Here is a 25,666-nt window from a genome sequence, read left to right as displayed (position 1 = left end):
CTCATGAGTTTAGGCACTTTATCAGAAAAAAGAAATACGGCGACTATTAGCCCAACAGCCACCACAACAAGCAGCCCTCCCAAGGCAGAAAAACCCGCCTTAAAGCTTGTAGAAGAAACGCCCAAGCCCAAAGAACCCACTTTAGTGGCAAATCCTACCCCAACACCAACAGCCCCACCAACAACTCCGATACAAGATAAAAAATGTGTGTATTGCGGGCTTGAAAAAGGGATAAGCCTAGCCTTTAAAGGAAGTGTTGTTTTGGTCTTGTTGGCACTTTGTTTTAACCTTATCAAAACCGCTAAATAATGAGTACAGGACTAAATAAAATCAAATTTGAATTTGATAAACCCGACTTTCAAGGGCAGTTTGGCGGCAAAACAGGCACCTTGAGTGAAAAGCGAAGCGAAGCTGCTCAAAGCACCAAAGGCAACGACACGGCAGAGATCATCGAAGCAAGTGCAGGCGGTTTGGATAGCATCACGAATTTTGTGTCCTTGTTTACAGGAAAAACGCCAACGACCGAAACGAACTACACGCCACCACCACCACCCGAAAAAAAAGTCAGTCCTTATGTTTGGATCGGAGGAGGAGTAGCGGTGGTTTTATTCATCATCCTTTTAATCTCTTCAAAAAATGGACAAAGCCAATAACCTAAAATTACCCTTGTTGCTCCTTGCCATTGTCTTGATTTTAGGTGGTGGTGGTTTTGCCATTTGGATGGTGACCCAAAAAGAAGAGGACAAAGTACCCGAGCAGCGAAAAGGAGGAGCAGCTCCTCCCGTTCAAGGTCGAACGGATGCCACGAGTTTGTATACAGAAGCAGAGCTGCAACACAGTGGGCTAGTCAACAAGGACAGCCCCGACAAGACGCCCGAATATTCAGCCGTATTAATGACCTCGCCCGATGGTTTGCGCTTGATACGGGATCGAATGGAAAAGATACAATTGAATAAAAAAGACGCTGATTTTGTCCGAGCCAAGCATAAGGTGGGACGAACCTTAGTAGGGAACAGGGCATTTAGTACGGCCGCCAATAAAGCGATTGATAAAATGTTCGGTTTGGTAGATGGTGCCACAAGTGGTCAATACCTAACTTATCCCGTTTACGGGAAGTTTGAACCCGATGCCGACCCACTAAGAGCAGATATTGAAAACTTTTTATCCAAAGATGGTCAAGGCTACAACTTAACAAGTGTAAGGCATGGCGGGAATGCGTGGTGGTTTGGTTCGGTGGGATTAAATCTAATGTATGGAAACAAAAGTGCTCACCTGCACAGCGCCGACCAAATATGGTGGTACAAAGCCGATCGAGCGGGCTTAGACTTCTTTAAGTTGGTGAATGGTCATAATGTGGATGATCGTCGGATGGTAGACGAGAAGCGCAACGGAAAAGGTGTTTTTGCCGCTTGGGGAATGTACAATTTAGTGAAAGAGTGGAAAGCGCAAATGGATTTTTTCGACAAAGTGACCCGACTGGAAGCAATAGCAGCCCTAGAACGAGAGGGATTAATAAGACGCCTTTAAACCTTTAAAAACAGATGAAAAAAGCAGATAAAAAAAAGATGCTGTATGGTGTTGGTGCGTTGGTCTTGGTGCTAATGGTGGTCTTTGTTCTTGGAAAGTTGCAAGGTAGAACAGAGAAGGAGCAACGAGAAATAGACGTACAAGTGGATATCAAGGACGAGAACGGGCAAACCGTGACTTATGATCCCAATCCACTTCTAGAACGGTTGCACAAAGGTTTAACCACCCGTTATTATTTTGATTTTTCAGAACGTTGTGATCCCATCAAAGAATTGTACTCTTTAGATTCAGTTCGATTTATGGCAGCGGTAAGAGCTTACAAAGTCAAATATGGCATAGACATTCAAGTTCACATGAAAGCCTGTAATGTGGATTGTAACGTAAATACAGGACTACAAGCATTGAGTTATTTTGATTTGATCTATCAGCGTATTAACAACCTAAAAGACATCATAAAATAATGAAAAATATATTTATCATACTAGTTGTAATTCTTCTTTTTGGGGTGGGCGGAGCGGTTGCTTTTGTCGTGCTGAAAAAGAAGAAAGACAAGGAAAAAACAAGCCCCTCAGCGTTGAGCGATTCTGTCGAAAGTCCTATCCTCGAAAACAAAGCGATCGGAGCAACGACCAATAACAAACCTGTTACAAAGACTCCAGTAACCAATCCCGTAACCAACCAAGGTAAAACAACCAATGAAGCGGTGCAAATGGATATTGTTGTTTCGGATATAGACACGAATAACAGGCGTTTTGAGTACGATATGCACTATCAAGGCGTTCGTTACAAAGGCATTTTTGAAGATGGTGTCACCGCACCAATGATCCAAGTTAAAAAAGGCTTTGGTTCTTTTATGATTCAACAATTGAAGCTAAGAGCTACAAGCCCAAAAACAAAAGGCGATAAAATGGGCAGCTCACTTGCTGTGAAAAACGACCCTGTTAGTTTATCTATTTTAGACTTAAAAGGACAGACCTTAAAACAAGTAAACGTAAACTTAGCAACAGGCGAACAAAAGAGCCTAAATGTCAACAATACATCTAATCTTAGAACTTTATAACCTAACAAATCATGTTCAAAAAACACAAATTCAAATTTTTAGCCCTGCTTCTTATCTTGGTAGTCGGTGGTGGTGTGGCGTACTATTTTAAGAAAAAAGAAGTAGATAAAAAAGCGGCAAAAATGGATTCTAAACAAACCCAAGAACAAGCGCCAAAAGAACCGCTTGCCGTTGATCCTGTTTCTGATAAACCAACCCAAAAACCAACTACAAGCGAAAAAGCAACCACAAAGGAATTGGTGGTCTCCAAAGGAGACAAGCAGCTCCTTGCTAAATCTAAATAAAGACCATGAAAAAGACCCTAAAAAAGAACCAACAAGCCCTAATTGGGGGGCTTGTTGTCATTGCCTTGATTATCGTTTATGTTAAAAGAGATGTTCTAAAAACTTTCTTCAGTAAGTCGAAGAAATTGCCGTCTACTCCTGCTGCAACAACCGTCAGCACCAACTCCTCAACACTTTCAGAAAATGATATTGTCTTAAAGAAAGGAAGTAGTGGCACACAGGTAAGAAAATTGCAGCAACTTTTGAACGACAAGCACCGCCAAAGCACGCCTACTTTTACGCCGCTTTTGGTCGAAGATGGGAAGTTTGGAGCGCTGACCGAAACGATGCTAAAAAAATACACAGGCAAAACAAGCATTACCCTTAATCAACTCCTTAAAGCCCTTTCCTAATGCCTTTTTTTATACCCTTAATCATTGGAGCAAGTACAACAGGCTTTTTGTGGTATAATTCAGCGAAAGAGGACAAAAAGGAACCCACCTTTAACGAAGAATTATTAAAATTGGCATACCCTGTTTTATTGCTGTTGATGGTTCTTTTATTCTTTCGTTGGTTGTACCACAAAGGTACTCCTTAAAAAACTAAAACCATGAAAAAAACAGATAGTGCGATGTTAGGCGGTGCAATTGTCACCCTATTAATTTTCACCTACGGACTAAAGACCCAAAGAGGTTGGAAATATTGGGTGTTTTCCATGTTGTTTATTCCTTATTCAGGCGGTGCCATTGGTTATGCGCTAGGACAGGAGGAAACGACCACAGCAACCCAAGAGCGAAACCCACTAGAAATGATCTAAGCCATGAGCAGTCCTTTAACAATCATTCACAAAAACAAAAAAGTCCTATTCTTGGGGCTGTTGTTGGTCGTGGTTTTGGTCGTAACCGCTGCCACTCGAAAAGTGCGCATTATAGACAAAAGCCGTCAATTAATGCGCTCTAACAATCAACAATACCGAACACGGTCGCTCGATAGCATCAACCAAATATTTGTCCATCATTCGGCAAGCATTGGACAGACCGCCGAAGATTACGCCCGTTATCATGTACAGTCGAGAGGATGGCCGGGAATTGGCTACCATTTTGTGATCGAGGTCAACGGCGATATTATACAAGGCAATCCACTAACGAAGGTTTCTTACAATGTAGCAGGACATAACACTCGAGGGATTGGTATTTGTTTGAGTGGAGATTTTACCAAACAAGAACCCAGTGCCGCACAGCTCAAAAGTTTGGGGCGTTTGATCGCTCATCTCCGCAGACAATTACCACAATCTTTGGCGGTCAATGGTCACAAAGAGTTCGGGCAAACGTCCTGCCCTGGCCATCATTTAGAAAAGCACCTAAAAAAGTATCAATTCGCATGATTCAGAGCCGAAAAAATAGCCTTGTATGCCACCTCTTTACAAACGAAGCTTAATTCTTAAAACCAATGAAAATAAACAGCAATTCAAAGGGTAATATTGTTATCCAAAACAATCAAGACGAGATTTTACATATCATATCAGATAATGTTTTTTTGCATTTACATTCTATTAAAGAAAATGTCATTCTAATATCTAAAGAAGCAAGTAGGTATAAAGCAAAAAGTTCCATACAATTGGATAGCAACGAAGTGACAGAAGTAGAAGGTGTCGCTTTTAGTGGAACTAGAAATGAATTGTTGCTTTTATTATCAACGCTTTTTCAACGAGTGAACAATGATTCTAATATTGCCAAATTGGAAGAGTTGAATTTAAAGCTTCAAGAAATTATAGATAAACCAGACTTTGAGACCGTTTTAACAATAGGCATTGACAGCGATTCATTAGAGGGAATTGTCTATGATGCAGTGACCTCGGAAACCTATGGTGTAGGAGGTGGAACCGTGCCTACGATTGTACAGGAGGAACAAACCCCCAATATAGTAGAATGGACTTCTGTTAGCAATAGTCATCGGTTAGTTATCCCTTTTAATTATGCTTTTCAGGCAGAGAATATGAGCCTATATTTTGAATTTGAAACATTGGCAACAAATATAGATCAAAATAGGTATTATTTCTATTTTCAAAAAATGGATGGAGGAACGCCAACAACCATTTTATCTGTATCTAGTGATACATTTAGGTTAGGTCGCTCTAATGGTAACAAACAAATTATAGAACTAAAATATGATAATAGTGTCACCAATTATCAAGACTTTAGAGTTCTAGTTCAACCTTTTGCAAGTAATGTAAATTATCCTGCTACCTATCAATTAAAAGCTTTAGGAGTGTTGCCGTCTAACTTCTCTTATCACAATTTAGTTAAAGAGCTGTTGACCATTGAAAACAACATTCCTGTTGGAGCAACTTATTTAGGAATAGATAATAGCCCTAAGAATCTAACGGGTGTGTTTTTGCCTACAAGTAATTTTCCTTCAGAAAACACTCTAAAGGAAACGCTAACGACCATTTGTGAAAACTTAGTAAAAAGCAACTATGAAAAAATAGTTGTTGCCAATGATTACACACAAACAACAAGCTATCTAGATGAAGGAAATGCAACGGATCGTCGTATTCATACCATTGTTCATGCTAGCACGCTTTTAGGTTTGACAATAACAGAAACGTATGTTTATGGCGGTGTTGCTGGTGGCTACTATCTCACTTCTATAACTCGTACTTAGATTTAATAAATACAGAACTCAACTTGACTTATTTTTTAATCCTAAACTAAACAAAATACAAAATACAAGCTTACCCAATCCTATGAACATAGACTTAAAATTAAACGATTGCCTAGACGGCTTAAAACAAATCAACCACCAATCCATTGACGCCATTATTACCGATCCGCCCTACTTTTGCGGCATGACCCACAACGGCACCAAAGGCACCTACAGCGATTTAAACATGGTAAAACCGTTCTTTAAAGAAGTCTTTAAACAATGGAAACGAGTATTAAAGCCCAACGGTGAAATATATGTTTTTTGCGATTGGAGAACCTATCCTTTATTTTATGAGCTGTTACAGGAGGTTTTAACCATCCGCAACCGTATTACATGGGATAAAATTAGCGGTGCAGGCTGTTATTATAGCTATTCGCATGAAGATATTATCTTTTGTACCAATCCCTCACCACAGTACAAACGCTATAAAAAAGGGCAAAATGTTTGGCGAATGCCTGCCTTCAGCTCGGGAGCAAAAAAGACCAATGGAGAGAAGGTCCACCCCACACAAAAACCAATTGAATTGATTGAAAGGCTTGTTTTGTCTGCTACTGAAAACGAAGGCGACACCGTCCTAGATTGTTTTGCAGGAAGTGGCACCACCGCCGTAGCTTGTAAGCGTCTTAATCGTAATTTTGTAGGTTTTGAGATTCAAGAAAAGTATTACAATATTGCATTGGAGCGTATCAAAGCGGTTCCCTCTTAAAGAAAGATAGAATAAGGCTTTTAAACTACGTTTAAAGGGTTTTTTTACGCCTTTTAGGCGTCTTGTTTAAGTTTTTTTGAAGTCTTTTGTTTTATTCCTAAACTAAATTTAAACCACATGAAAAAACTAAAAAAAACCAAGGCAAAGCTGCCTAAAAATGAATTAAAAATCGGCTCGGGCTGCTCTACTAAAGAACTGAATCAAGAACGCATTCAAAAACTGGGAAAACTAAAAAAATAAGATGGCTATTAAAATAACCGATACCTTAGGAGGAGCAGATACAGGCGTTTCCAAAATGGAGGCTTGGTGGCGTGGAAAAGGGTTTCAAGCCATTTATAAAGAATTTAGAAAAGGTTCTTTGCCTGCTGTTTTTCTCCATAAAATCAAAGATGTTCGCAATGTCCAAAAGGTATTTAATTTGAGAGGTTTTCAGTTTGGCAACTGGGTATCCAATGAAGACCGTTTTAATTATTTAGCAGGATTGGGAATTTGTTTGTATGATCTCAACAAAGTTCTAAAGTTTAAGGCTAATAATTTGGGCTTAGATGGTACGTTGGGCATTGCCTTTGGCGCTAGAGGACAACGAGGAGCGGTGGCACATTATGAACCTAGTACGCATATTATCAACATGACCCGTTACTATGAAGCCACTCGATATAAAAACCCAAAAAGTAAAGCCGTTCGTTTTGTTAATTCGGGGGGTGTGGGGTCTTTTGCGCATGAGTATGGACACTTTCTAGATTACTTCTTTGGTTCTTTAGTAGAGCCGCATAATCGTTATTATTCGCTATCGAATGGAAGTAGTACCAACTCAACAAGGATTCCATACAATAAAAAAACGTATCCGATTCGTTCTGCTATGGAAGATATACTGGAGGTGGCGTACTGGAATGCGAATAAAACCGAATCATCAACCTTTATCAAGCGAATTAAAGCCTTTTCTAATAGGTCTTATTATGTGGAACGTACTGAAATTTTAGCCCGTTTGTTTGAGCAGTACATCGCCTATAAATTAAAGCGCTTAGGGGTGGCTAATTCTTACTTAACTAAGACCAAATACACTCGAGAGGTTTATATGACGCCTACTGAATTAAAGAAAGTGGTGCCGCTTTTTGATCAGTTGTTTATTTTGATGCGCACGAAGTTTTAATGTACTTGAATAGTACGCTTTTTAGAGGACTTTTTTTCATTAATTACAAAAGTCGTTTTCAAAAATTCAGTATTTATCGTGGTTGTGGCGTTTTGTTTTTTCCTGGAGATCTGCAGCTGCTGTTTTCATTTGAAACGAACACAAAAAAGCCTTTGATAAATGTATCTTAGATGTTTCCTTCAAAGGCTAAAAAGTCCTATTTTATTGGCAATGAGAACGTACTGCAAAAGTCCAACTAAGCCGCTCCGGGTACTACTTGGGCGACCATACGTCTACATAGATAAAATTAAAAGCTAGCAATCATCGAGGTTCTAGCTTTTTTTTTTGCTCCTATGCTTGGGAGCTGTTTTTTTTGGGTAACATAGCCTATACGCCCTCAGAGGGCATACGGGCATTTTTTTTGTTACCCATTTGTTACCCGTTTTTTGCCTATTTTTATTAAGTTTGTAGGAGAAAAAAAACTGTGTAATGTAGGTTTTATCGCTGTTTCGCCTTCTTACTGGTTTAAATTTCCTTTTATTGCTGTTTTTGAGGAGCAAAAAAACGCTGTTTTTTGTTACTCGTTTGTTACCCGCCTATTTTTGGGGGTGCAAAAATGAATGAATTTCTCGACTTCATAGGTTGTCTTTTTTATGGATTTGCACGAATATTGTAAATAGATAAAAAAAGATAAATTATGATTCAATTTGTAGTGGTATACAACTTTAAAAACAAATTAAAAAAAGACGGTACGGCTTTGGTTCAAATACGAGCGTATCTGGAGGGGAAAAGAAAATATTTCTCAACAGGCATTTATTTAAAGCCGTCGCAATGGAACAAAAAAAGCCACCAAGTCCAAAATCATCCCCAAAGTTTGCAGTACAACGCCGAAATAAGACGGCAATTAGACGAGTTAGAAGCCTATGTCTTGGATTGGATCAAGAAGCACGGCTCGATGACCTTGGAGCAGCTAGAAAATTACTTTAAATACGACGATGTGCAGTCGTTTACGGACTTTTGGCGGTACGAGCTAGAGCAGGACACCAAATTGACCAAAATAACGAAGAAGAAGCACAAAACGGCTTTAAATTACTGGGGGGAATTTCAAAAGAATGTCAAGTTCTCGGAATTGACGTATAATTTGATTGATGATTTTGATACCTTTTTATTTGGAAAAGGGCTACACACCAACACGGTATACACGCACCACAAGCAAGTCAAAAAATACATTAACCAAGCAATTCGGCGGGGGCTATTGGAGGCTACTAAAAATCCTTATCTAAATTTCACACCCAAAACGCAACCAACCGAGCGGATTGTATTATCTACGGAGGAAGTGGAGCGCCTCGAGGTCTTGACCTTTGAACGGAATGAATTTTATCTGGAGCTAATTCGGGATATGTTTTTATTTTCGTGTTATACGGGCTTGCGTTTCTCAGATACTTGCGCCATTCGTCACAAAGACATCGACCAAGATAAAGAGGGGCTATTATTAAATATCGTGGCTAAAAAGACAAGCAAGCAGCTCTTGCTGCCCTTGTACAAATTGCATTTAAGGAAACCAGAGCTATTGATTCAAAAGCACCAAATTGCAGGGGCGAAAGAGGAGCGGGTCTTTCATCAATACAGCAACCAGTATTTTAACCGCACCCTAAAGGAGTTGGCGGTTTTGGCGGGCATCACCAAACCGATTACAAGCCATGTGGCTCGGCATACCTTTGCCACGCATTTGGCGGCTAAAATTCCGTTGCATATTTTAAAGGCGATTCTACAACATTCTAAGATTGAAACAACAATGGTGTATTTGCATCTGTCTAGTAAGATGGTGAATGATGCTTTGGATGGGGTGGATTGGTAGGAATTAGGAACAGGTCACTTTTGGGGTGACCTGTTTTTTTTTTGTAACGTGAGTGTATAAAACTGTGCGGAATGCCATACCATGTATCTAATTTACTACGTCCCAGAGCCTTTACTTTGTATTAGATAATTCTATGAACTAAATAAAGTCGTATTATTATATAAAAAAGAGGAGTAGAGGTGTAATTCATACGACGGGCTTTTTCTTTAGTCCTAAATGTGGGATGAATATATATATTGTCTATAGTTTTATTTTGTTTACTTTATCCATTTCTTTTTTATATAAAAATCGACTTATTAAAGAACTTTCAAGTTGTGCTAGGGTAGTGTCTTTTTTATTTTTATATTCATTTACTTTGCTAACAATATTTTCTTTTTCTTCCTCAGTGACTGATGTTTGCCATAATATTCTGAAAATTTTAATTATACCTTCTTCGATTTGGCTCACTTTATCAATAACAATTATTGGCAGGTTATATTTTTTATATTTTTTGATTTGCAGAGTATTATATTCTTTTTTGGATTTCACTTTACTCTTAAACTCTACGATTATCAATATTTCATGAGTTTTAGTATCGAAAACTACACCATCAAAACGAGAGTTTTCATATTTAAATTCAAGGTAAAAAGGAATTTTATACAACCTGCATTGGTGGTAAAATTCAGCTTGGATATTTGCTTCAGAAATTTTCTTTCTCTTTATTCCCAATTTCATTTTAGGTTGGTATTTTCTGTTTTTTATGTCTATTTAACTTAGTAAAAAATCTAGGAATTACAGATAATATTGGTATATACAATGTGTTAAAAGTCATTTACCTATAACTGTAGTTAATCCCAGAATGCAAAATCTTTGATTTTGCGGTGTAGTGCATACGACGAGAATTTAGCTTTAGCCCGAAATATGGGATGAATATGTAGCTCTTGTAAACAACACGATAAAATTAGTGGGGTCTTATGGACCCACTTAATTTTGATCGCTAATTGTTGTGTGTAGTTTTTCTTCTGGGGCTGGTGAGCATTGAAAGATTCGAACTTTCCTTTCCTCCAATCATCTTAAAACCTAAATACTAAGATGGCTGGAGGCGTCTTACCCATAAGACGAAATGCCCATTTTTATAATTCAGCAATGATTTCATCAACTAATATATCAGAATCATTTTCTTTTACAAAGCCATATTCCGTTTTTAACCAATTTTCGATGCCTTGATAGTGTTTTTCTTTATTGGACCTATATTTATTCAATTTCTTTATCTCTTTTTTTTTAGCTAGTTCTGTAGCAGGAGGGTAGCATAGAGAACTAATTTTTAAAGCTAATTCTTTTGAAATTTGAGTAAAAAGGAAAAAATCTTCAAAATCTATTTGATTTAAAATTTTAGGTCCACTATTTATTCTATATTTATTCAAGAGGACTTCATTATAATGAGCATGTGCCTTTTTCCATTTATTCTTAATTTCATTTTCAGATGTTGTTGATTTATGAGAAAAGAAAACTCTTAGTTGGTGATAATAGGAGAATGTATCTATTAGGTAATCATCAATGAAATCTTTATGATTTATTCTCCCTTTATTTTTAATAAAAGTAATTACTTGGTCAAGTTTAGTTTTTCCTGAAACAAAGCTCCATTTTTCAGAAGAAAATTGGTTGTATTCACTTTGTAACTCATAGAAAAAATTTTCCGTTAAGTGATATACTGTTGCAATATATCCTAGAATTATTTGATTTTGAAAAGTATTACTTGAGTCATATGAAACTAAAATGCCATAGAGTTGAGATTTTTCTTTTAGAAATTCTTCAGGAGATTTAGTCTCATTCATTTGTTTTATAAAATCTCTTGCAGCAATTTCAGACAGCTCTATGACATAGTCAGCTCGTCCTAAGTCTCTTAATAAATTTGAATATGCTTTATATTTGAATATCATGTTTGTTTTTTTACTCTAATTACACACAACGTTTTGCTATATATGGTGCAACAAGCTATGCGAACAGAAATATAAGCAAATCCCTAAAGCAAAATCACAGATTTTGCTAGCATTTTTGCTTCAGCCCCTTAAACAGCTTACCCGATTTTGTTTTTTATTGTAGATATTTAGAGCCTAATTACCTTGACAGCATGCCCATTTTTTACTTTTTTAAGCTTCTCTTTTAGCATCATTTTGTTTTTTAAGCTCAGCACAAAGAGTTTCAAATACTAATCGGTAAGAGCTTTGCTCTAACATCATAATATTAAAATAGTCTTCTCCTACTTTTTTTAATTGAATTGAACCCCCTTTCTCTCTTTTTATAACATCGATTTTCATGACATGCTTATTGCTATATTCTTCTAATTTAATGGGTGTTTGAAGCTTTACCTCAAAAGCTTTGTCGTTTATTACATATGATTGATTCTCATTGTAACCGTATAAAAAACATTTTGCGCTTTCTAGTTGTCTATTAGTTTCGCTATAATGTTTCCGCCATTTTTTTATTTGTCTAGAGAGCACATCACTCTTTGTCTCTAAGCGCATTCCTAAAGTTTCATAAGGTACTTCAGATACAACAGGATTAACATTAGAAAAAGCTGTTGTTATATCATCAAGATGTTCTTTGGGAACATTTGTAAATGTATAGTCACCTTCATAGATAGAACCATATCCACTTACACTATATTTACTACAGATTTTATCTATTTTTTCTTCATTTCTATCCATTTGCCTATCAGCTCTTTCTGAGCGAGGGCTATAATAGAATTTTAATTTAATATCATATAACATAAGTATGATGCTTTTTTTATGTTTTTTACCAAAATTTCTTTTCGTTAAAGTATCTAATCTGCTTTAGTGACTTATTTTTTTCGTTGAACAATTTAAACTTTTTGCTGAACTAAACTGAATTCCTTAATTAAAGATAACGTTTGGCTATATAGCGTGCCACAAGCTATGCGACATTAAATATAGCTAATCCCTAGAGCAAAATCACAGATTTTGCATTCTATCTATAAAACCAAATAAAAGAAGCAATATTTAAGCAGCAAATTTTTGAGTATTGATATAAGGCTGCTGCCTATTAATAACCGCATAAACTCTACCCAAAATTTTGTTTGCGATATTATTCAAAATAAGCATGGGATTCTTTCCTTCACTTTCTTTTTTTAGGTAGTAGTTATTTAATTCTCTATCCGCTCTTTTAGCATTGAGAGCACCTATTATTAATAGACTTTTTAATTTTTTATCAGCAAAGGGACTTACTTTTGTCCTGCCTTTTATACTCGTTCCAGATTGAAATGGGAATGGCGCAACTCCCGCATAACAAGCTAACTTTTTTGCGCTTTTGAACTTTGAAAAACCACGAGTTACTATGATCAAATAAGTAGCAATCTGAGGACCAATACCAGGAATACTTTGGACCAACTCATAATCTATCTTAAGTTGACGTTCAGATTTTATAGTGGCTAAGATTGCTTGTTCGATTAACTTCAAGTTCTTCTCTAAATTATTCAAGATACTCTTGCTTGATTTTGTCAATTCTTTAAGCATTTCCTTTGGCAAAAAAGCCTCTAATTCTTTATTGCTCTTATATTTTTTTATAGACTTAACAATCTTTTCTCTTTGAGAATGAAGGACTTTTAGTTTTTCTATTGAAGCTGGGTTGTTTTGACTCAAGCTTAACTTCATTCGATTAAATAAGGTATATTGGGCAATTCTATAAGCATCTATTTTATCTGACTTTCCTCTACTGAGTCCTTTACTCAAGAACAAATCTAAAGGAGATAATTGACAGTAATCAATATCTAGTTCTTCCAATGTACATGCAAGTAAAGAGCTATAGACTCCTGTATTCTCAAAAGCTACTACAAAATCTTTATCTCCTAATTGTTTAACAATGTTTAAAAAGAAAGTCTTAGTTTCTCTTGTTTTGTTAGCTATTGTACAAGCTGATATAACAATTTCATTGGATGAATTAAGTGCTAATAAGTCTAAGCTTAATTTAGATACATCTACACCAATGTAATGGGAATACTTTTTCATAATTTAGATCATTAATTTGATGTTGAATTTCTTTCACGCCTTTAGTAGATCTGCTAATCTATTATTCTATTTGAAGCTATTCAACGAAGGGAGAATGTAGAGGACTAATGCAAAATATAAGCCTATTAGCTTTGCTAGTAAGATAGTTCACCTCTACTTCTCTTTTTTCTAATTATACGACTTTATTTAGTTCATAGAATTACCTGATACAAAGTAAAGGCTAGTAATTTTTTCTTCGTGATACTAGCAAAATCTGTGATTTTGCGGTGTAATACATACGACGAGGATTTAGCTTTAGCCCTATATGTGGGATGAATATATAGCTCTTGTTGTCAGCCGTTTTATTTTAGTAAATATACTAAAGAGTTTTTTTGAACTGGTTTATCTAGACTTAGACCTATTTCCCCATTTGAAGTTTTTGAGACAGGTTTATTATCAATCTGAATGCTTTTTATTTTTACAATGTTAAAATCGTCATCCTTTTCAATTAAAAGTTCATCTCCAACTTTGATTTCTGTACCTTTAATGTTGAGTATAATTACTTTGCCCTCTTTAAAAATTTCTTCAGTTTTATTTAAGTATTTACATTCTGGTTTTAAATCGAATAGACCATTTTGTAAGTAAAATTTTTGACGAGCTTTTGCTTTTGTTAGTATATTTTTTTCGATTAAGAAATATAATTTAAATAATTGCCAAGTAGTAATCAACCCTCTTTCTTCTATTTTTGCATCATTAAGTTGTTCTTTGGAAAAAGGAGGATTTTCTCTTTGCAAAGGAGGAATGTGTCTTTGATGATTTACTATATAATGGGCATAAACATCATAAGATTGTCTCTTTTTACCACGTCGGTATTTGACTTTTGAAATTTGGGAGCACTCAGAGTCTTTAGATGTTCCTCCTATTCCTTTGACTTCAATTATTATTAAGCCTTTATCTGTTTCAATTTGAATATCTTCTTCTTTTACTTTTTTGCCTGCTACTATCAATTCTGAATTAATACTATCTGCATCAACTGCATTAGTAAATCCTAGCCATTGTAAATATTTTAGCATAGCAGTTACTAATTCATCTCCTGTTGCTATTAGCATAGTATGCAAGAATGCATGAGAATCATAGTTTTCATTTAATTCGTCTTCTAATTCCTTTATTTTTTGTTTGTGTCTCTTTTTCTCACTCTCAATTTTTTGTAAAATAAGTTTATGATTCGGAAGAAAGTAGTTCTCGTTTAAAGTCCAATTATCTTTAATTATTGAGGGGAAAAGTTCTGGAGAAATATTTGGGGCATAATTTTTTAGAAAATCTAATAAGAATTCTCCTTTGTTCTCAAACTGAGGAAAAACAAAAAGAGTCATATCGTTGAATAAGTGTCTAAAAGATACAATCTGCTTTGTATTGTTCAACATGAGAGGTTTGAAATAAGGGTTAGGAACATATTTATTAGTTTCTTTATCTCTTATCTCAGGAAAATCAAAAATTACATGATATGTTGCCTTTGCGTTATATTTAGATAAAATTTGAGCTAACTCAGAATCAATGGAATTTGCTATGATTGTTTCTTCACCATATTTGTTTTGAATGTAAGGAAATTTTGTGAAAGAATAATTTGAATAAACTTCTTTGGGTAAAGTGTCGGTAAAAGAATCGGTTATACTTACAAACTTATATTCAGTCTCAGTTTTTTCATCTGCAAAAACAATGAATAATACCTTTTGTGGAAATGAAGATATATCTTTCTCTAAAAGATGAAGGCCTAAAGCTTTTGAATTAAATATGGTCTCTGGATAAGCACTTACAACTTTTATTATTGAGTTACTTGAAATTTCTTTCCTCTGATGATTTTCAAATTTCCATTCAACAGCTTCTTTATTCTTTAAATCAACGATAATAATATCGTATTCATGCAAATTTTGGGGGTAATTTAAACTTGGTAAGCAATAATGAGAATCGCCTCTTCTGTTATTAGGAACTTTTGTTCGTACTCCCAAACTTCCAATGTATAAATTAAACTCATTATCAGTTAGAAGTGAAGTAGATGTTTCATCTAAATCAAGCGTACAAATTTTGGGTTTTTCCATTTTGGTATTAATATTCAAATAAATAAAAAAGAATAATAATAATTTTTCTGAAATTAGAGGTAAATAAAGATTTATTTTTTCTAATGCCCGACAACTACCATATATACACAATTGCATATACAAGCACATATAGCGATCTATATACACAATCTATCTATACAGCTTTAGGCACTTTGTTAAAAATTAATCAATATTCTATAAAATTTTCACACATACATAAAGGCAAAAAAAAGCGAACCCTCGCTTTCCTATTTCTGATTTTTCTCAAGTATAGAAATAAGTTTTTCTTTGTCTTTTATAGACTGCTCCAGTAGAGCAATTGGCAGCTAAAATTCCGCTTTATATTTTAAAGGTGATTCTACAACATTCTAAGATTGAAACAACAATGGTGTATTTGCATCTGTCTAGTAAGATGGTGAACGATGCTTTGGATGGGGTGGATTGGTAGGAATTAGGAACAGGTCACTCAAAAAGTGACCTGTTTTGCTTTTTTTGTAACGGTTTGACTATGAAGCGTGGCGCGAAGCGACATGATTTATAGCCTTTGTTGGCGGTAGTTTTTTATTCTTTTTTCTCAGTTATTTTATTCAAAATCGGGGTTGCAATAGTTCCTAGAACATCAAGTATTGAAAAGACGCCTAGAAGTCTAAAGTAGAATTCAGATTCTTCAAATTCTGTCATTGTATATTTAATTAACATCAAAGCGACTGTGGACACAAAAACTATTGTTGCGATTAATGAATATCTTACATTGTCGGTCTTTGGAGAAATTAGAAGTAGGAGAGAAATATGCGCTATTGCTACAGATAGGATAATAAAGACCACCATAGTTTTCCATATGTCATTAAAGTCTATTATTTCCCAAATCGCTCCAAGAGTGACTACAAAACCTATTACTGAAATGAGCATTCCAACAATTGAAAAAGGTCTTAAATCTGGCTTTTTTTGATTTGTCGCACTGCAAAGGCCTGTCAAGCTGTAGCCGCTAATTGTTAGGGTTGTTAATAGCAGTCGAAATTCCGTTTCTCCAAAGTTGCCTATGAGAAAAATGAATATTCCGATTAAAGCACTTACTGAAAGTGCAATGACTAATGTTCTCAGGAAGTATTTCTTAAAGTCGAGATTTTCCATTTCTTTTAATTACCGCCAACAACCACATATACACAATTGTAGATACAAACACACATAGCGATCTATATACACAATCTATCTATACAGCTTTAGGCACTTTGTTAAAAATTAATCAATATTCTATAAAGTTTTTACACATACATAAAGGCAAAAAAAAGCGACTCCTCGCTTTCCTATTTCTGATTTTTTTCAAGCATAGAAATAAGTTTTTCTTTGTCCTTTATAGACTGCTCCAGTAGAGCAATTTTATCATTCAGTAGTTTTACATCTGTGCAAGTTGAGTTTCTACTATTTGAAGAATCTGTTTTATCAATGCTTGATTCCTCACCTTCAAGAAACATCTTGCCTTTTCCTGTTAGTAGCCAATTTACATTTACATTGTATTCTTCAACTAAAAAAGTTAAAATCTTACCACTAGGCAAAGTAACGCCTTTTTCTATTTTTCTGATAGTAGGAGCTGTAACTCCAATATCTTTAGAAAGAGCATTAGATGTTTTGTCTATTATTTTTATCAAAGATGTAAATCTATCATTAACAGGCATTTGTTTATATTAATTTTCTTAAATAGAAATTTAAATATCTTTTTAGATATTTTTATTTGCTTTTTAGTAAATAAACAGATATATTTGTTTCAACAAAGAAATTTAAATATGCATCAATGGCATTTTGAGTAAAAACAAAACTGTATTAAAACACGCCAAAAAGTATTTAATAGGCAAAAAAAGCGTTAAGACTTTCTTAAGAAGTCTTTAAGATTTTTTTAACACTTATGTCAACCAATGTAGACGTATGTAGACCAATGTAGACAAAATGTTAAAAAAAGGCGAAAAAAAAGGGGAAAAAATTCAGTCAAAGGAGGTTGAATGGTTGGACGCGCTGCAAAGAATTGTTGGCTCTATGGGGATGGTCGTCGGCAATTAGAAGGAAACTTCTAGCGTCCAATTTTTCTAAACGACAGCAAAACAAAGGGTTTTGTTACTGTATTTAGATATATATGTCTAGTGTTTCAAGGAAAAAGGGCAGGGGCAACTGCTAAAAGAGTTCGATTCTCTTCACTAGCGCAAAAACCAATTAGATCGGATAAAGTAAAGCAACGGCAACAAATCGGCGGTTCGGCGGAGCTTTGTCTATTACCAAACAAACAGATAAAAAAAATTGAGTAAACCAATGAAAAAAGCGACCACAAACGAGCGTCCAGACACTTTTTATGACTTTGTCTTCAACACCCTATCGGCAGCGGATTTTAAGAGCTTGCCCGAACAATTGGGCTTGAGTACAAGAATGACGACAATGCGCTTGCGCAAACCTACTTTATTAACCTACGACACGATTCCAAAACTGGCGGTGATCTTGGGGCGAGATTTAAAAGAATTGGTTCAAAAATACGAACTGGGTTACGATGCCTTATCGGCTCGAGAATATAAGCAATTAATGTATTAAAAATAGTACTCCGTGTGCTTTGGATAGCAGACAGGGAGTAATTAAAAAAGGAGGACCGATGGAGGTCGAGGAACTCAAAATTCAATTAGAACAGCAAATAGAGCAGTACAGAAAGGCAAAAGAGACCTATGAGCGGATCGCTCGAAGGGTAGCGATTTTAAAAAACGTAAAAATTACGACAGAGGAAGCAGCGGTTCTCTTAGGCGTAAAACCAAGAACGGTTCGAAAATACCACGAAGAATGGAAATTTTTAGAAGCCTATTTGCATTAAACAAGGTTTGAAGTTCAAGCAGAACACAAAACAGACTTAAACAACTCTTAAAAAGACCATGAATCAACTAATTCCAGTCCTTGGAAATGGACACGGCGGCATGATTGGCGGCGTGTACCAAACCAAGGGCAAACGCTACACATTTAAAGATGGTACCACCATCTACGAGGGGGAATATAACCGAGCGATCAAAGCTCGTGTAATGGAGCAGCTCACCGCCAAGGGCATTCCTTTTTATGACCTTGTGCCTGAACAAAAAGACATCCACATGAGTACAAGGATTTCAAGAGCAGATTACCTGTACAAAATGAGCCAAAAAAGGACTTTTTTAATTGATCTACATTCTAATGCAGGCGGTGGTCACGGTTGCGAGACTTGGATCGCTAGACAATCCAGTTCTAAAAGCAAAGCTTTGGCAAGATGGACAGAAGCTTTGTTTAAAAAGCATTTTCCTGAAAGTAAGTTTCGAGGGATCAAGCGCAAGAATTGGGATATACTTGCCAAGACAGATAACCCTGCCATTATCTTGGAGCTGTTCTTTATGGACAATTACGAGGAATGTAAAAAGTACTTGCTATCCAATGAGGGAAGAGACAGAGCTGCCGCTTATGTGGTGGATATTATCGAAAACTTTATTAAATACCATTCTTAGCCATGACGAATCAAAACAAAAATAGATTGCTGTATATTTTGCTTATTGCAAATCTTGCGCTTAGTACTTTTTATTTGCTCTCGGATATAATAAACGTTCGCTTTTCAACAGAACCAACAGCATCGCCTCAAGAAAGAATTATATCCATCGACACGACACCACCACCGCCCATTATTATACAAATGCCAAGGCAGTCCACGCCAAAGCCTATTATTGTTTTGTAGACAGTACAGGGAGCAGCGTTCCAACAGCTAAAATTGACACGTCTAAGCACGAAAAGGCGAACTTATACAGGGATAGTATCAAGGAGGATAATTTGACGCTTTATTATGAATCGACGGTGAAAGGACAGCTTTTAAAAAATGCCTTGGATTACAAGTTGAAAATACCCCAATTGATTACTAAAAAAATAGAGGTTTTAAAGCCTGTTCCAACGCCCGTTAGTACGTTGCTACTAACGGGTGGCGTTGGTGGGAATGTGAACCAATTTTCTAGTGTTCGGCTTGGGTTACAATTTGTTTCTGCGAAGGGTTGGGCGGTTGGTTATGATTATGATTTGTTGCAGAATGTGCATTCTGTAAACATTGGAGTGCGGTTGTTTGGTTTTGGGGCTAAGATGAAGTGATTTTGGTCTCGTACTGCGTCTTGTTGATTGTGGTTTTATTATTGTTAGTTTTCTTTTTTAGGTGCATTTAGAATTTTTGATTTATACCAAAAACTTAATGTAGGTGTCATAAACTTAAAATTATCTTATAAAGTACCATTAAATTCACTGGTAATGTATTCTTGGTGGTAGCCATAATAATCGCGAAATTCATAATATTTATGAAGGTAGAGACTATCTTCAGAAGTATAAAACCGAGCCTTATATGTCCATTTAAAAGAATCATTAGTTTGTAGTATATAACTGTATCTGTATTCTGTAAAAAGGGAATTACTTAAGGTTCTAACCAATGTAATGGAATCATGACCGAAAGGAGCAACCCCCAAAGAATCTGGTAACAAAATAATTTCATTATCACTTTCATTATAGACAAATTCAATCGTTTTATTAAAGTTGGTATGGGTCGTATCTCTAGTTACAATAGGAGGCCCTCCATTGAATTGGACGTTGTGATCTATATTTGTTACAGATAGGGTGCCGTTGTATATTGGAATTTTTTCTTTCTGCTCTGGGAAGGATTCCTTTTTACAACTGCACAAAAAAGTAAAAAAGCAAAAAAGGAATAAGAAGAAGGATATCTTTTGTATCATTAAGTAGTTGTTTTTAGTAGATTGTAAAGGTAGTTATCTATGTTTTTTTAAGCAAACTCAAAAAAAGCTATTTATCAGAAAAAGTAAGATGCTCTTTTAAAACTTTAATAAACAGAAATGGTTGAATTGCAGCCAACGATTAGTGTCTGCCTTTTGCTTGGGTTTGTGCAATAGACTTGTAAGGCAATTGGTTATACACCTTGTTCTAAACAGTTTTAGGTTCTAAGGGGAATTTTCTATCTTTTAATTCTTGAATTTCTTCTTTCGTCATTTCAGCACCTAAATCTACTAGCTTTGTGAAAAAATGTTTTGAGTTATAGTAAGCCATTCCCAGAATACTTCTTCTAGGAATCCCAATGAAATCATTTGATTCTACAATTAGATTAACATCCGCATTTGAGTTTAGAAGACTTTCAACTATTCGAGGTGAAACGTTTAATTTGCTTATACAGTAGGCTAATGGACTCCAACCTTTTTTATCTAAAATATTTGGATTAGCTCCAGCTTTTAAAAAATGAGAAAATATTTCGGCATATGTTTCTGTGGAATTATGGCACTTTTCTGCTAAAGCTGTCAATGGGGTCTTACCGTTTTGTAGTTCATCCAAATCAAATTTCCCGCTAGAACAAAGTAGTCTATTTATTTCTACGTAACCTTTCATTGGAAACCACGGATCCTTAAAGTTTAATCCAATGTGTAAGGAAACTTTGGATTCAAAATTTTCTGTTGAGTTAATTATTGAAGCAACTTTTTCCACATTTTTTGCGAAAATCGCCTTTTCCAGACTTCTTTTACTATTCATTTTTAGTTTGAATTAATTGTTTAGAGCGGCTCGTATGTATTATGTGCCACAAAATATGCGAAAAGAAATATAACTAATCCCGAAGCAAAATCGAAGATTTTGCGGTTTAGGGCAAAGCCCCAAGACTTTAGCTTTAGCCCTAAAACCGTGGGATGAAAATATATACATTGTTAGCAGTATGTTTATTTCTTGAAGAATTTCTTAAAATATCCACCTTTCTTTCCTCCTGCTTTATTCGAAGAGAATTTTGAGTCTAAGTACATTCTTTTCAGATCTATGCCATACCTCAAGGCAAGCTCATAATAGCTGTAGTCTGGATCAATTTCCGCCAATCTCAAAATTTTATCTCGGGCACCATAAAATACGGATAGAAGTTTTTCAAACTCTTCTACCTTTAGGCTCGTTAGGGACAAGAAATTTGTCGGATTCTTTTTTAAGTTATCATGGTTCATGCTTTTAATATACGAAAAATAATCCTGCCTTGCGTATGCGTACGCGCGGTCATGCTTTATTCCTAATAATATCTAATAAACTCACTTAAATTTTTATTGTTTAAATAAGTCCAAGGAGAGTTATTCGGAAATTGACTTAGTTTATAATAATTGGCACTATTTCTATTCTCAAAGAGAAGTCGAAGCCCTTCAAATCCATACTTATCAATAATTGTTCGCTCAAGATTGGTTGTTCTTATGAATTCAGAATCGAAACTTTTATTTGAGTCAGGTATTAAGGCTTTTCTGTAATCATTTTTCTCTTTTTCTGTCACAATATTTAATTTAAATTGATTTTGTGGTGGTGTACATGCGTTCACTCCTTTTTCGCTGTTCGAGGAATGTACCATGAGTATATATATTTAGTTTAGTAATATGGAATAATAGTTTTAGATACGAATGAAATAGATATACAAAATAGAAACTATTGATACTAGAGCGAAGATTCTATTCTCTTAAAAAAGCGTTCCACTAAACTGAACCATGCTATTGTTGCCTTTACCATTAAATCAGTTTTAACTAGGAACAACTTTTGTTCAGTTTTTTATTAACTGTATATTTCACAATCAGGGAAAGTCATTCTCACTTTATCTAAAACACTTTCCTCTATTAGATTACTTTCAAGGTCTAAAACACTTAATTCTTCCATTTTTTCGATAGATTCAGGAAGATCTTTTAGTTGATTCTCTCTTAAACTTAATTCATATAGATTAACTAAATTTCCGATGGACTTTGGTAATTTTTTCAATTGATTATTATTGAGCACCAAACGACTAGATAAATTTATTAAATTTCCAATAGTGTCAGGTAATTGGGTCAATTCATTGTCTTCTAAATTTAATTCTTCTAGATTAGATAAATTCCCAATAGATTCTGGTAATTCTTTCAATTTATTTTCAGAAAGATCTAAGCCTATCAAATTCGTTAATTTACCAATGGATTCTGGTAATTTTTCTAATTGATTACCTGGTAAGAATAATCCTTCTAACTGTTTCAAGTTACCAATAGAATCTGGCAATTCAGTTAGTGAGTTTGAGTTAATATAAAAAGAATCTAAATTAATGAAACGATCTATTGAGGCTGGTAATATTTCTATTTCCATATTGCATAGTTCTAATATTGTAATGGCTTCTAGCTTTTCTTTTAAAGTTGGATCTTCCCACCAAGAATCAAGAGTCTCGTTCTTAATTGCTTCTCCAATTGCTTTATTATGGTCTGTATTTAGTTTTTCGATACATAATTCTAAATTTTGTAACATGCTTATTTGTTTTTGTGTGTAAGTTAATTTTATTAATGTGTAATTGTAGATAACGTATTGATATATTATATGAAGTACCACAAGTCGTGCGCTCAGAAATATAGCTAATCGTAAAGCAAAATCTACGATTTTGCGGTAGTCTCACAAAAGCCTTGAACTTTTAGCTTTAGCCCTAAACATGGGATAATTATATATAGCCGTATTAGTTGCAGTTATTTTTTATTTGTATATCTAATGGAGTTGCTAATTTGTATTGGTGGTATTGAGATTTAAATTTAATATTTGTGATTAAGATTCTTTCACTCACTTTTATGTGTTTTGAAATTTCTTCCATGTTTAGTGCTGCCCCTTCACAATCTTTAAAGTAGACAAGTTTGTTTTTTCGGATGATAGCAATGGTATAACTTTCTATAGTAAACTGTATATCGAAATCGTAATTTATAAGTTCAACGATAATTTTTTTTGAAGCTTTAAATTGCCCTGATTTCATTTCGTGTTTTTCATTCAATTTTCCTAAGCTTCCTAAGTGAGCAATAGGTTGAGGAAGGTCTTTTACTGTGAAGAAGTTTTCCTGAATTAATCTAAAGTCATTATTTTCTTTTTGGTAAACTTCCAGAGCAATTTTTCCTTTTCTTTTGGGGCAGAGGATAAATGAACCATCGGGCTTTAGATTTTTTATTTCACAACCATAAGCGTTTAATTTTATCTTATTGATAGGAATTTTTTTAGAGTGCAGGTAGAGACGATTATTGAAGTTTACAAATAACCAATCGTGAGCTTTTTGAATTTGAACCAAATTTTGAGACTGAACAGTATTTAGAAAGCATATAAATGCTAGGATTGAAATAATTATTTTCATGAAGGTTTTTCTTAGTTTAATTTTTTGTGTTTTTAGAACTAATTCTAGAGAATAAACTATTTATTATAATTCTACGGATCATTGCGTTTTTATTTATAGAGTTTTAAAACATCTTCCTTATTTAAAACTGCATTTTGAAACTGACTTGCTTTTAAATATAATTTAGAAAGAGGTTCAAAAATGGTTAGTCCTTCTAGATAGAAAGACATTCTTCCTCCAGTAATGCCACAGCCAATAGCTCCATTTTCTCTATATGGTAGATTTTTAGAATTGATAAAAAGAGCATAATTTTTTAAAATATAGATATCCCAATCTTTTTCATAAATTTTAAAGAACCTGTTACTTCCTTTAGATATCACTTCTATGAAAGGGGCTTTTTGTTCTGTTATTATCCAAGTTCTGAGTTTTTTATGGATAGTAGAGTCTATTTTATTTGAGATGTATATAGGAAAAGAAATTTTATTCTTACTAACTCCAGCATAGGATCCTGCAAACCCAACAAACTCATGAAATTTAAATTTAGTTTTGATTAATAGCTTTTGCAATTGGATATTTCTGATAAAATTAAAAACTGTATCTTTTTGATATATAATAGAATCTGCCTTAAAAATAAAAGGAGAACAATAGTCTAATTTATCTTCGTCAAAATAAGCAGTTTCGTTTACTGGTATTTCATCATAGAAATTTGTACATTCTTGAACACAAAATTTCTTTTCATTAAGAAAAACCCATTTTTTTAGAGAGCAAGATGAAAATATAACAAAGATTGATAGTAGAGGAATCAATATTTTCACAGAATGAGGTATTTTTCTTTAATGAAGTAATGTTCACATTTATGCTGGATAATGGTATGTTTTAATAAACTTAATTTATTTTCTTTTTTACTTTATTAGCTCTTTAAATTATTACTTTTTTGGTGCGGAAGGGATAATTTTTTATCTCAATTCTTTGCAAGCTATGGAGATTGTCAAAGAACTTGGAGTCCATTTTTTTGACAATCTCCACTCTCACTTTTCTATTTCTGATGTTGCTTTACTATTTTGAATGTTTGGGAATTTTCAAGAACTAAAATATAAAGACCTGCATCTAGTGTTTCAAGATTTAACGTGTCGTTAGGCGAAATTTTCTTTTCCAATAGTAATTCCCCAATAAGATTGTATACCTCTATTTGATAAAGGGATTTTTTAGGATTTTCTACTTCTATTGTCAAGTTTTGAGTAACAGGAATAGGATAATGTTTAATTTTTATTTCGCTTGTTGATGAAATTGGTTCTATATTGGTAACATTAGTTAATGATTGAATACTATCGCAAGTAATATTTGTATTTGAATTAACTTGGCTAACGTATTTATATCCAGCGACAACAGAAGAGCTAGAATTCATATTTAAACCTCTATAATAATCTCCAACTCCTTCTACGAACTTTAAATAATGATTGCCCGAACCATATCCTTCAAAATGTAGTACTCGTCTGTTCTTTTGAGCAATAAACATGGTGTCAATATGTACTACTTTGGTGTAGGCAGGAGTATCAAAACCAGTATAATAGATACTATCTCCAACGTTTAAAGAGTAGTCAATAAAAAGTGTTTCCGTTGTGCTACTAGGAGCCATGAAATATATTTTTTTATTTATAGTGTCTTCTCGCAGATAACCATATAGACCACTTGAGATGTTATTAGCGTTATAAAGATGATAATAATGTTTGGAGTTAATAACGGTATCACAGTTTAAAACTTGGAACTCATCCCAAAAACTCGACAGTCCACCGTGATGGGTTGTATGTCTAACAGTCCATTTTTTTTGAGGGATTAAAGTTTTTTCGTATGACTGGGCAAAAATAGAATACGAGAATAGAAGCAAAGAAAACAATAGAATAGACTTTGGGAAGCAATAATTACACTTTTTCATTAATTGGAGTTTTTTGTAAAGTATTTACACACATGAAGTGGTGTTAAATATTAGTATTAGTATTAGTATTAGTTAAATATACACTATTTTTAATGAAGATTCCACTCTAACAGTCATAATTTAAAAAATGCCTTCTTCGTAAGCCCTTTAAAATAGGCACATACACTCAGTTTTTAGCGGAACAGAAATTGCCCGAAAATTAGCGGTTCAGCTATTTTGTAATTACCATAATTAAGCTCCTCAATGCTTTTATCTCAAAAGCCAAATA

At 34.5% G+C, this 25,666-nt stretch carries 35 protein-coding genes and 1 tRNA gene; 20 read left to right on the top strand and 16 right to left on the bottom strand.

All coding sequences use genetic code 11. The annotated features are described in order from the left end of the window. Positions 1-3 precede the first annotated feature (3 nt). From QP953_RS16355 to QP953_RS16285, 15 genes are all read left to right on the top strand, one after another. Positions 4-309, top strand: a complete 306-nt coding sequence (locus QP953_RS16355) for a hypothetical protein (RefSeq protein ID WP_309551861.1) — start codon at positions 4-6, stop codon at positions 307-309. Beyond that, positions 309-653: a hypothetical protein gene (locus QP953_RS16350; RefSeq protein WP_309551859.1), complete on the top strand. Its 345-nt coding sequence runs from the start codon at positions 309-311 to the stop codon at positions 651-653. Before QP953_RS16355 ends, QP953_RS16350 begins: the two co-directional genes overlap by 1 nt. Beyond that, the gene (locus tag QP953_RS16345; protein WP_309551858.1) at positions 637-1,527 is read left to right on the top strand and encodes a hypothetical protein; all 891 of its coding nucleotides are present in this window, start codon (positions 637-639) and stop codon (positions 1,525-1,527) included. Before QP953_RS16350 ends, QP953_RS16345 begins: the two co-directional genes overlap by 17 nt. 14 nt (positions 1,528-1,541) lie before the next feature. Further along, entirely contained in the window at positions 1,542-1,988 is a 447-nt protein-coding gene (locus QP953_RS16340; protein WP_052596275.1) for a hypothetical protein, read from the top strand. After that, entirely contained in the window at positions 1,988-2,587 is a 600-nt protein-coding gene (locus tag QP953_RS16335) for a hypothetical protein (protein WP_309551856.1), read from the top strand. The genes QP953_RS16340 and QP953_RS16335 overlap by 1 nt, the downstream gene beginning before the upstream one ends. A gap of 11 nt (positions 2,588-2,598) precedes the next feature. Further along, positions 2,599-2,871: a hypothetical protein gene (locus tag QP953_RS16330; protein ID WP_309551855.1), complete on the top strand. Its 273-nt coding sequence runs from the start codon at positions 2,599-2,601 to the stop codon at positions 2,869-2,871. Between the two features lie 5 nt (positions 2,872-2,876). After that, the gene (locus QP953_RS16325) at positions 2,877-3,263 is read left to right on the top strand and encodes a hypothetical protein (protein ID WP_309551854.1); all 387 of its coding nucleotides are present in this window, start codon (positions 2,877-2,879) and stop codon (positions 3,261-3,263) included. Then, the gene (locus QP953_RS16320) at positions 3,263-3,448 is read left to right on the top strand and encodes a hypothetical protein (RefSeq protein ID WP_052596285.1); all 186 of its coding nucleotides are present in this window, start codon (positions 3,263-3,265) and stop codon (positions 3,446-3,448) included. The genes QP953_RS16325 and QP953_RS16320 overlap by 1 nt, the downstream gene beginning before the upstream one ends. Positions 3,449-3,481: 33 nt before the next feature. Then, positions 3,482-3,667, top strand: coding sequence for a hypothetical protein (locus tag QP953_RS16315; RefSeq protein WP_309551852.1), 186 nt, complete (start codon positions 3,482-3,484; stop codon positions 3,665-3,667). A 3-nt stretch (positions 3,668-3,670) separates the two neighbouring features. Continuing rightward, the gene (locus QP953_RS16310) at positions 3,671-4,234 is read left to right on the top strand and encodes a peptidoglycan recognition family protein (RefSeq protein WP_309551850.1); all 564 of its coding nucleotides are present in this window, start codon (positions 3,671-3,673) and stop codon (positions 4,232-4,234) included. A 65-nt stretch (positions 4,235-4,299) separates the two neighbouring features. After that, entirely contained in the window at positions 4,300-5,514 is a 1,215-nt protein-coding gene (locus QP953_RS16305) for a hypothetical protein (protein WP_309551848.1), read from the top strand. 82 nt (positions 5,515-5,596) lie between these two features. After that, positions 5,597-6,262 carry a site-specific DNA-methyltransferase gene (locus QP953_RS16300; protein ID WP_309551847.1) on the top strand — a complete coding sequence of 222 codons (666 nt, stop codon included), beginning with the start codon at positions 5,597-5,599 and terminating at the stop codon, positions 6,260-6,262. Positions 6,263-6,379: 117 nt separating this feature from the next. After that, complete coding sequence (locus QP953_RS16295; RefSeq protein ID WP_309551846.1) at positions 6,380-6,502, top strand: hypothetical protein; 123 nt, start codon at positions 6,380-6,382, stop codon at positions 6,500-6,502. Between the two features lies 1 nt (position 6,503). Continuing rightward, positions 6,504-7,412, top strand: a complete 909-nt coding sequence (locus QP953_RS16290) for an LPD1 domain-containing protein (protein ID WP_309551845.1) — start codon at positions 6,504-6,506, stop codon at positions 7,410-7,412. Positions 7,413-8,088: 676 nt separating this feature from the next. Then, positions 8,089-9,249 carry a site-specific integrase gene (locus tag QP953_RS16285; RefSeq protein WP_309551844.1) on the top strand — a complete coding sequence of 387 codons (1,161 nt, stop codon included), beginning with the start codon at positions 8,089-8,091 and terminating at the stop codon, positions 9,247-9,249. A gap of 240 nt (positions 9,250-9,489) precedes the next feature. On the opposite strand, the gene QP953_RS16280 is transcribed toward QP953_RS16285, so the two are convergent. The 8 genes from QP953_RS16280 to QP953_RS16245 form a co-directional block, all read right to left on the bottom strand. Further along, positions 9,490-9,963 (bottom strand): hypothetical protein, encoded by a 474-nt coding sequence (locus tag QP953_RS16280; RefSeq protein ID WP_309551842.1) that lies wholly within the window; start codon positions 9,961-9,963, stop codon positions 9,490-9,492. 294 nt (positions 9,964-10,257) lie between these two features. Then, positions 10,258-10,357: transfer RNA gene (locus QP953_RS16275), tRNA-OTHER, on the bottom strand. Between the two features lie 4 nt (positions 10,358-10,361). Further along, positions 10,362-11,168 carry a hypothetical protein gene (locus QP953_RS16270; protein WP_309551840.1) on the bottom strand — a complete coding sequence of 269 codons (807 nt, stop codon included), beginning with the start codon at positions 11,166-11,168 and terminating at the stop codon, positions 10,362-10,364. Between the two features lie 210 nt (positions 11,169-11,378). Continuing rightward, positions 11,379-11,999: a hypothetical protein gene (locus QP953_RS16265; RefSeq protein WP_309551838.1), complete on the bottom strand. Its 621-nt coding sequence runs from the start codon at positions 11,997-11,999 to the stop codon at positions 11,379-11,381. Between the two features lie 249 nt (positions 12,000-12,248). After that, the gene (locus QP953_RS16260; protein ID WP_309551837.1) at positions 12,249-13,253 is read right to left on the bottom strand and encodes an IS110 family transposase; all 1,005 of its coding nucleotides are present in this window, start codon (positions 13,251-13,253) and stop codon (positions 12,249-12,251) included. Positions 13,254-13,594: 341 nt separating this feature from the next. Beyond that, positions 13,595-15,328 (bottom strand): hypothetical protein, encoded by a 1,734-nt coding sequence (locus tag QP953_RS16255; protein ID WP_309551835.1) that lies wholly within the window; start codon positions 15,326-15,328, stop codon positions 13,595-13,597. Between the two features lie 561 nt (positions 15,329-15,889). After that, positions 15,890-16,459 (bottom strand): hypothetical protein, encoded by a 570-nt coding sequence (locus QP953_RS16250; RefSeq protein WP_309551833.1) that lies wholly within the window; start codon positions 16,457-16,459, stop codon positions 15,890-15,892. 173 nt (positions 16,460-16,632) lie between these two features. Further along, on the bottom strand, positions 16,633-17,001 hold the full coding sequence (locus tag QP953_RS16245; RefSeq protein ID WP_309551831.1) for a helix-turn-helix transcriptional regulator: 369 nt from the start codon (positions 16,999-17,001) through the stop codon (positions 16,633-16,635). 625 nt (positions 17,002-17,626) lie between these two features. Between QP953_RS16245 and QP953_RS16240 the strand changes: the two genes are divergently transcribed. The 5 genes from QP953_RS16240 to QP953_RS16220 all read left to right on the top strand — a co-directional run bounded on the left by QP953_RS16240 (position 17,627) and on the right by QP953_RS16220 (position 19,447). Further along, entirely contained in the window at positions 17,627-17,899 is a 273-nt protein-coding gene (locus QP953_RS16240; protein ID WP_309551829.1) for a hypothetical protein, read from the top strand. Between the two features lie 19 nt (positions 17,900-17,918). Then, a complete protein-coding gene (locus QP953_RS16235; protein ID WP_309551828.1) occupies positions 17,919-18,170 on the top strand; it encodes a hypothetical protein in 252 nt (83 codons plus the stop codon). A gap of 58 nt (positions 18,171-18,228) precedes the next feature. After that, complete coding sequence (locus tag QP953_RS16230; protein WP_309551826.1) at positions 18,229-18,822, top strand: N-acetylmuramoyl-L-alanine amidase; 594 nt, start codon at positions 18,229-18,231, stop codon at positions 18,820-18,822. Positions 18,823-18,824: 2 nt separating this feature from the next. Further along, complete coding sequence (locus QP953_RS16225; protein WP_309551824.1) at positions 18,825-19,046, top strand: hypothetical protein; 222 nt, start codon at positions 18,825-18,827, stop codon at positions 19,044-19,046. Positions 19,047-19,138: 92 nt separating this feature from the next. Beyond that, positions 19,139-19,447, top strand: coding sequence for a hypothetical protein (locus QP953_RS16220; RefSeq protein ID WP_309551823.1), 309 nt, complete (start codon positions 19,139-19,141; stop codon positions 19,445-19,447). A gap of 125 nt (positions 19,448-19,572) precedes the next feature. Here QP953_RS16220 and QP953_RS16215 read toward each other — a convergent pair whose 3' ends face one another. The 8 genes from QP953_RS16215 to QP953_RS16180 all read right to left on the bottom strand — a co-directional run bounded on the left by QP953_RS16215 (position 19,573) and on the right by QP953_RS16180 (position 25,398). Beyond that, positions 19,573-20,076 carry a hypothetical protein gene (locus QP953_RS16215; RefSeq protein WP_309551821.1) on the bottom strand — a complete coding sequence of 168 codons (504 nt, stop codon included), beginning with the start codon at positions 20,074-20,076 and terminating at the stop codon, positions 19,573-19,575. A 205-nt stretch (positions 20,077-20,281) separates the two neighbouring features. Next, positions 20,282-20,878 (bottom strand): ankyrin repeat domain-containing protein, encoded by a 597-nt coding sequence (locus tag QP953_RS16210; protein WP_309551820.1) that lies wholly within the window; start codon positions 20,876-20,878, stop codon positions 20,282-20,284. A 182-nt stretch (positions 20,879-21,060) separates the two neighbouring features. Continuing rightward, a complete protein-coding gene (locus QP953_RS16205) occupies positions 21,061-21,330 on the bottom strand; it encodes a hypothetical protein (RefSeq protein ID WP_309551819.1) in 270 nt (89 codons plus the stop codon). A gap of 62 nt (positions 21,331-21,392) precedes the next feature. Further along, positions 21,393-21,719, bottom strand: a complete 327-nt coding sequence (locus QP953_RS16200; RefSeq protein WP_309551817.1) for a hypothetical protein — start codon at positions 21,717-21,719, stop codon at positions 21,393-21,395. Positions 21,720-21,916: 197 nt separating this feature from the next. Then, the gene (locus tag QP953_RS16195; RefSeq protein ID WP_309551815.1) at positions 21,917-22,627 is read right to left on the bottom strand and encodes a leucine-rich repeat domain-containing protein; all 711 of its coding nucleotides are present in this window, start codon (positions 22,625-22,627) and stop codon (positions 21,917-21,919) included. 202 nt (positions 22,628-22,829) lie between these two features. Next, entirely contained in the window at positions 22,830-23,486 is a 657-nt protein-coding gene (locus QP953_RS16190) for a GldM family protein (protein ID WP_309551813.1), read from the bottom strand. 89 nt (positions 23,487-23,575) lie between these two features. Beyond that, positions 23,576-24,280: a hypothetical protein gene (locus QP953_RS16185; protein ID WP_309551811.1), complete on the bottom strand. Its 705-nt coding sequence runs from the start codon at positions 24,278-24,280 to the stop codon at positions 23,576-23,578. Between the two features lie 221 nt (positions 24,281-24,501). Then, complete coding sequence (locus tag QP953_RS16180) at positions 24,502-25,398, bottom strand: T9SS type A sorting domain-containing protein (RefSeq protein ID WP_081909450.1); 897 nt, start codon at positions 25,396-25,398, stop codon at positions 24,502-24,504. Positions 25,399-25,666: the final 268 nt, after the last annotated feature.

This window comes from Aureispira sp. CCB-E (genome assembly GCF_031326345.1).
Taxonomy (GTDB): Bacteria; Bacteroidota; Bacteroidia; order Chitinophagales; family Saprospiraceae; genus Aureispira.
This window is presented reverse-complemented; position numbering and strand designations above follow the sequence as displayed.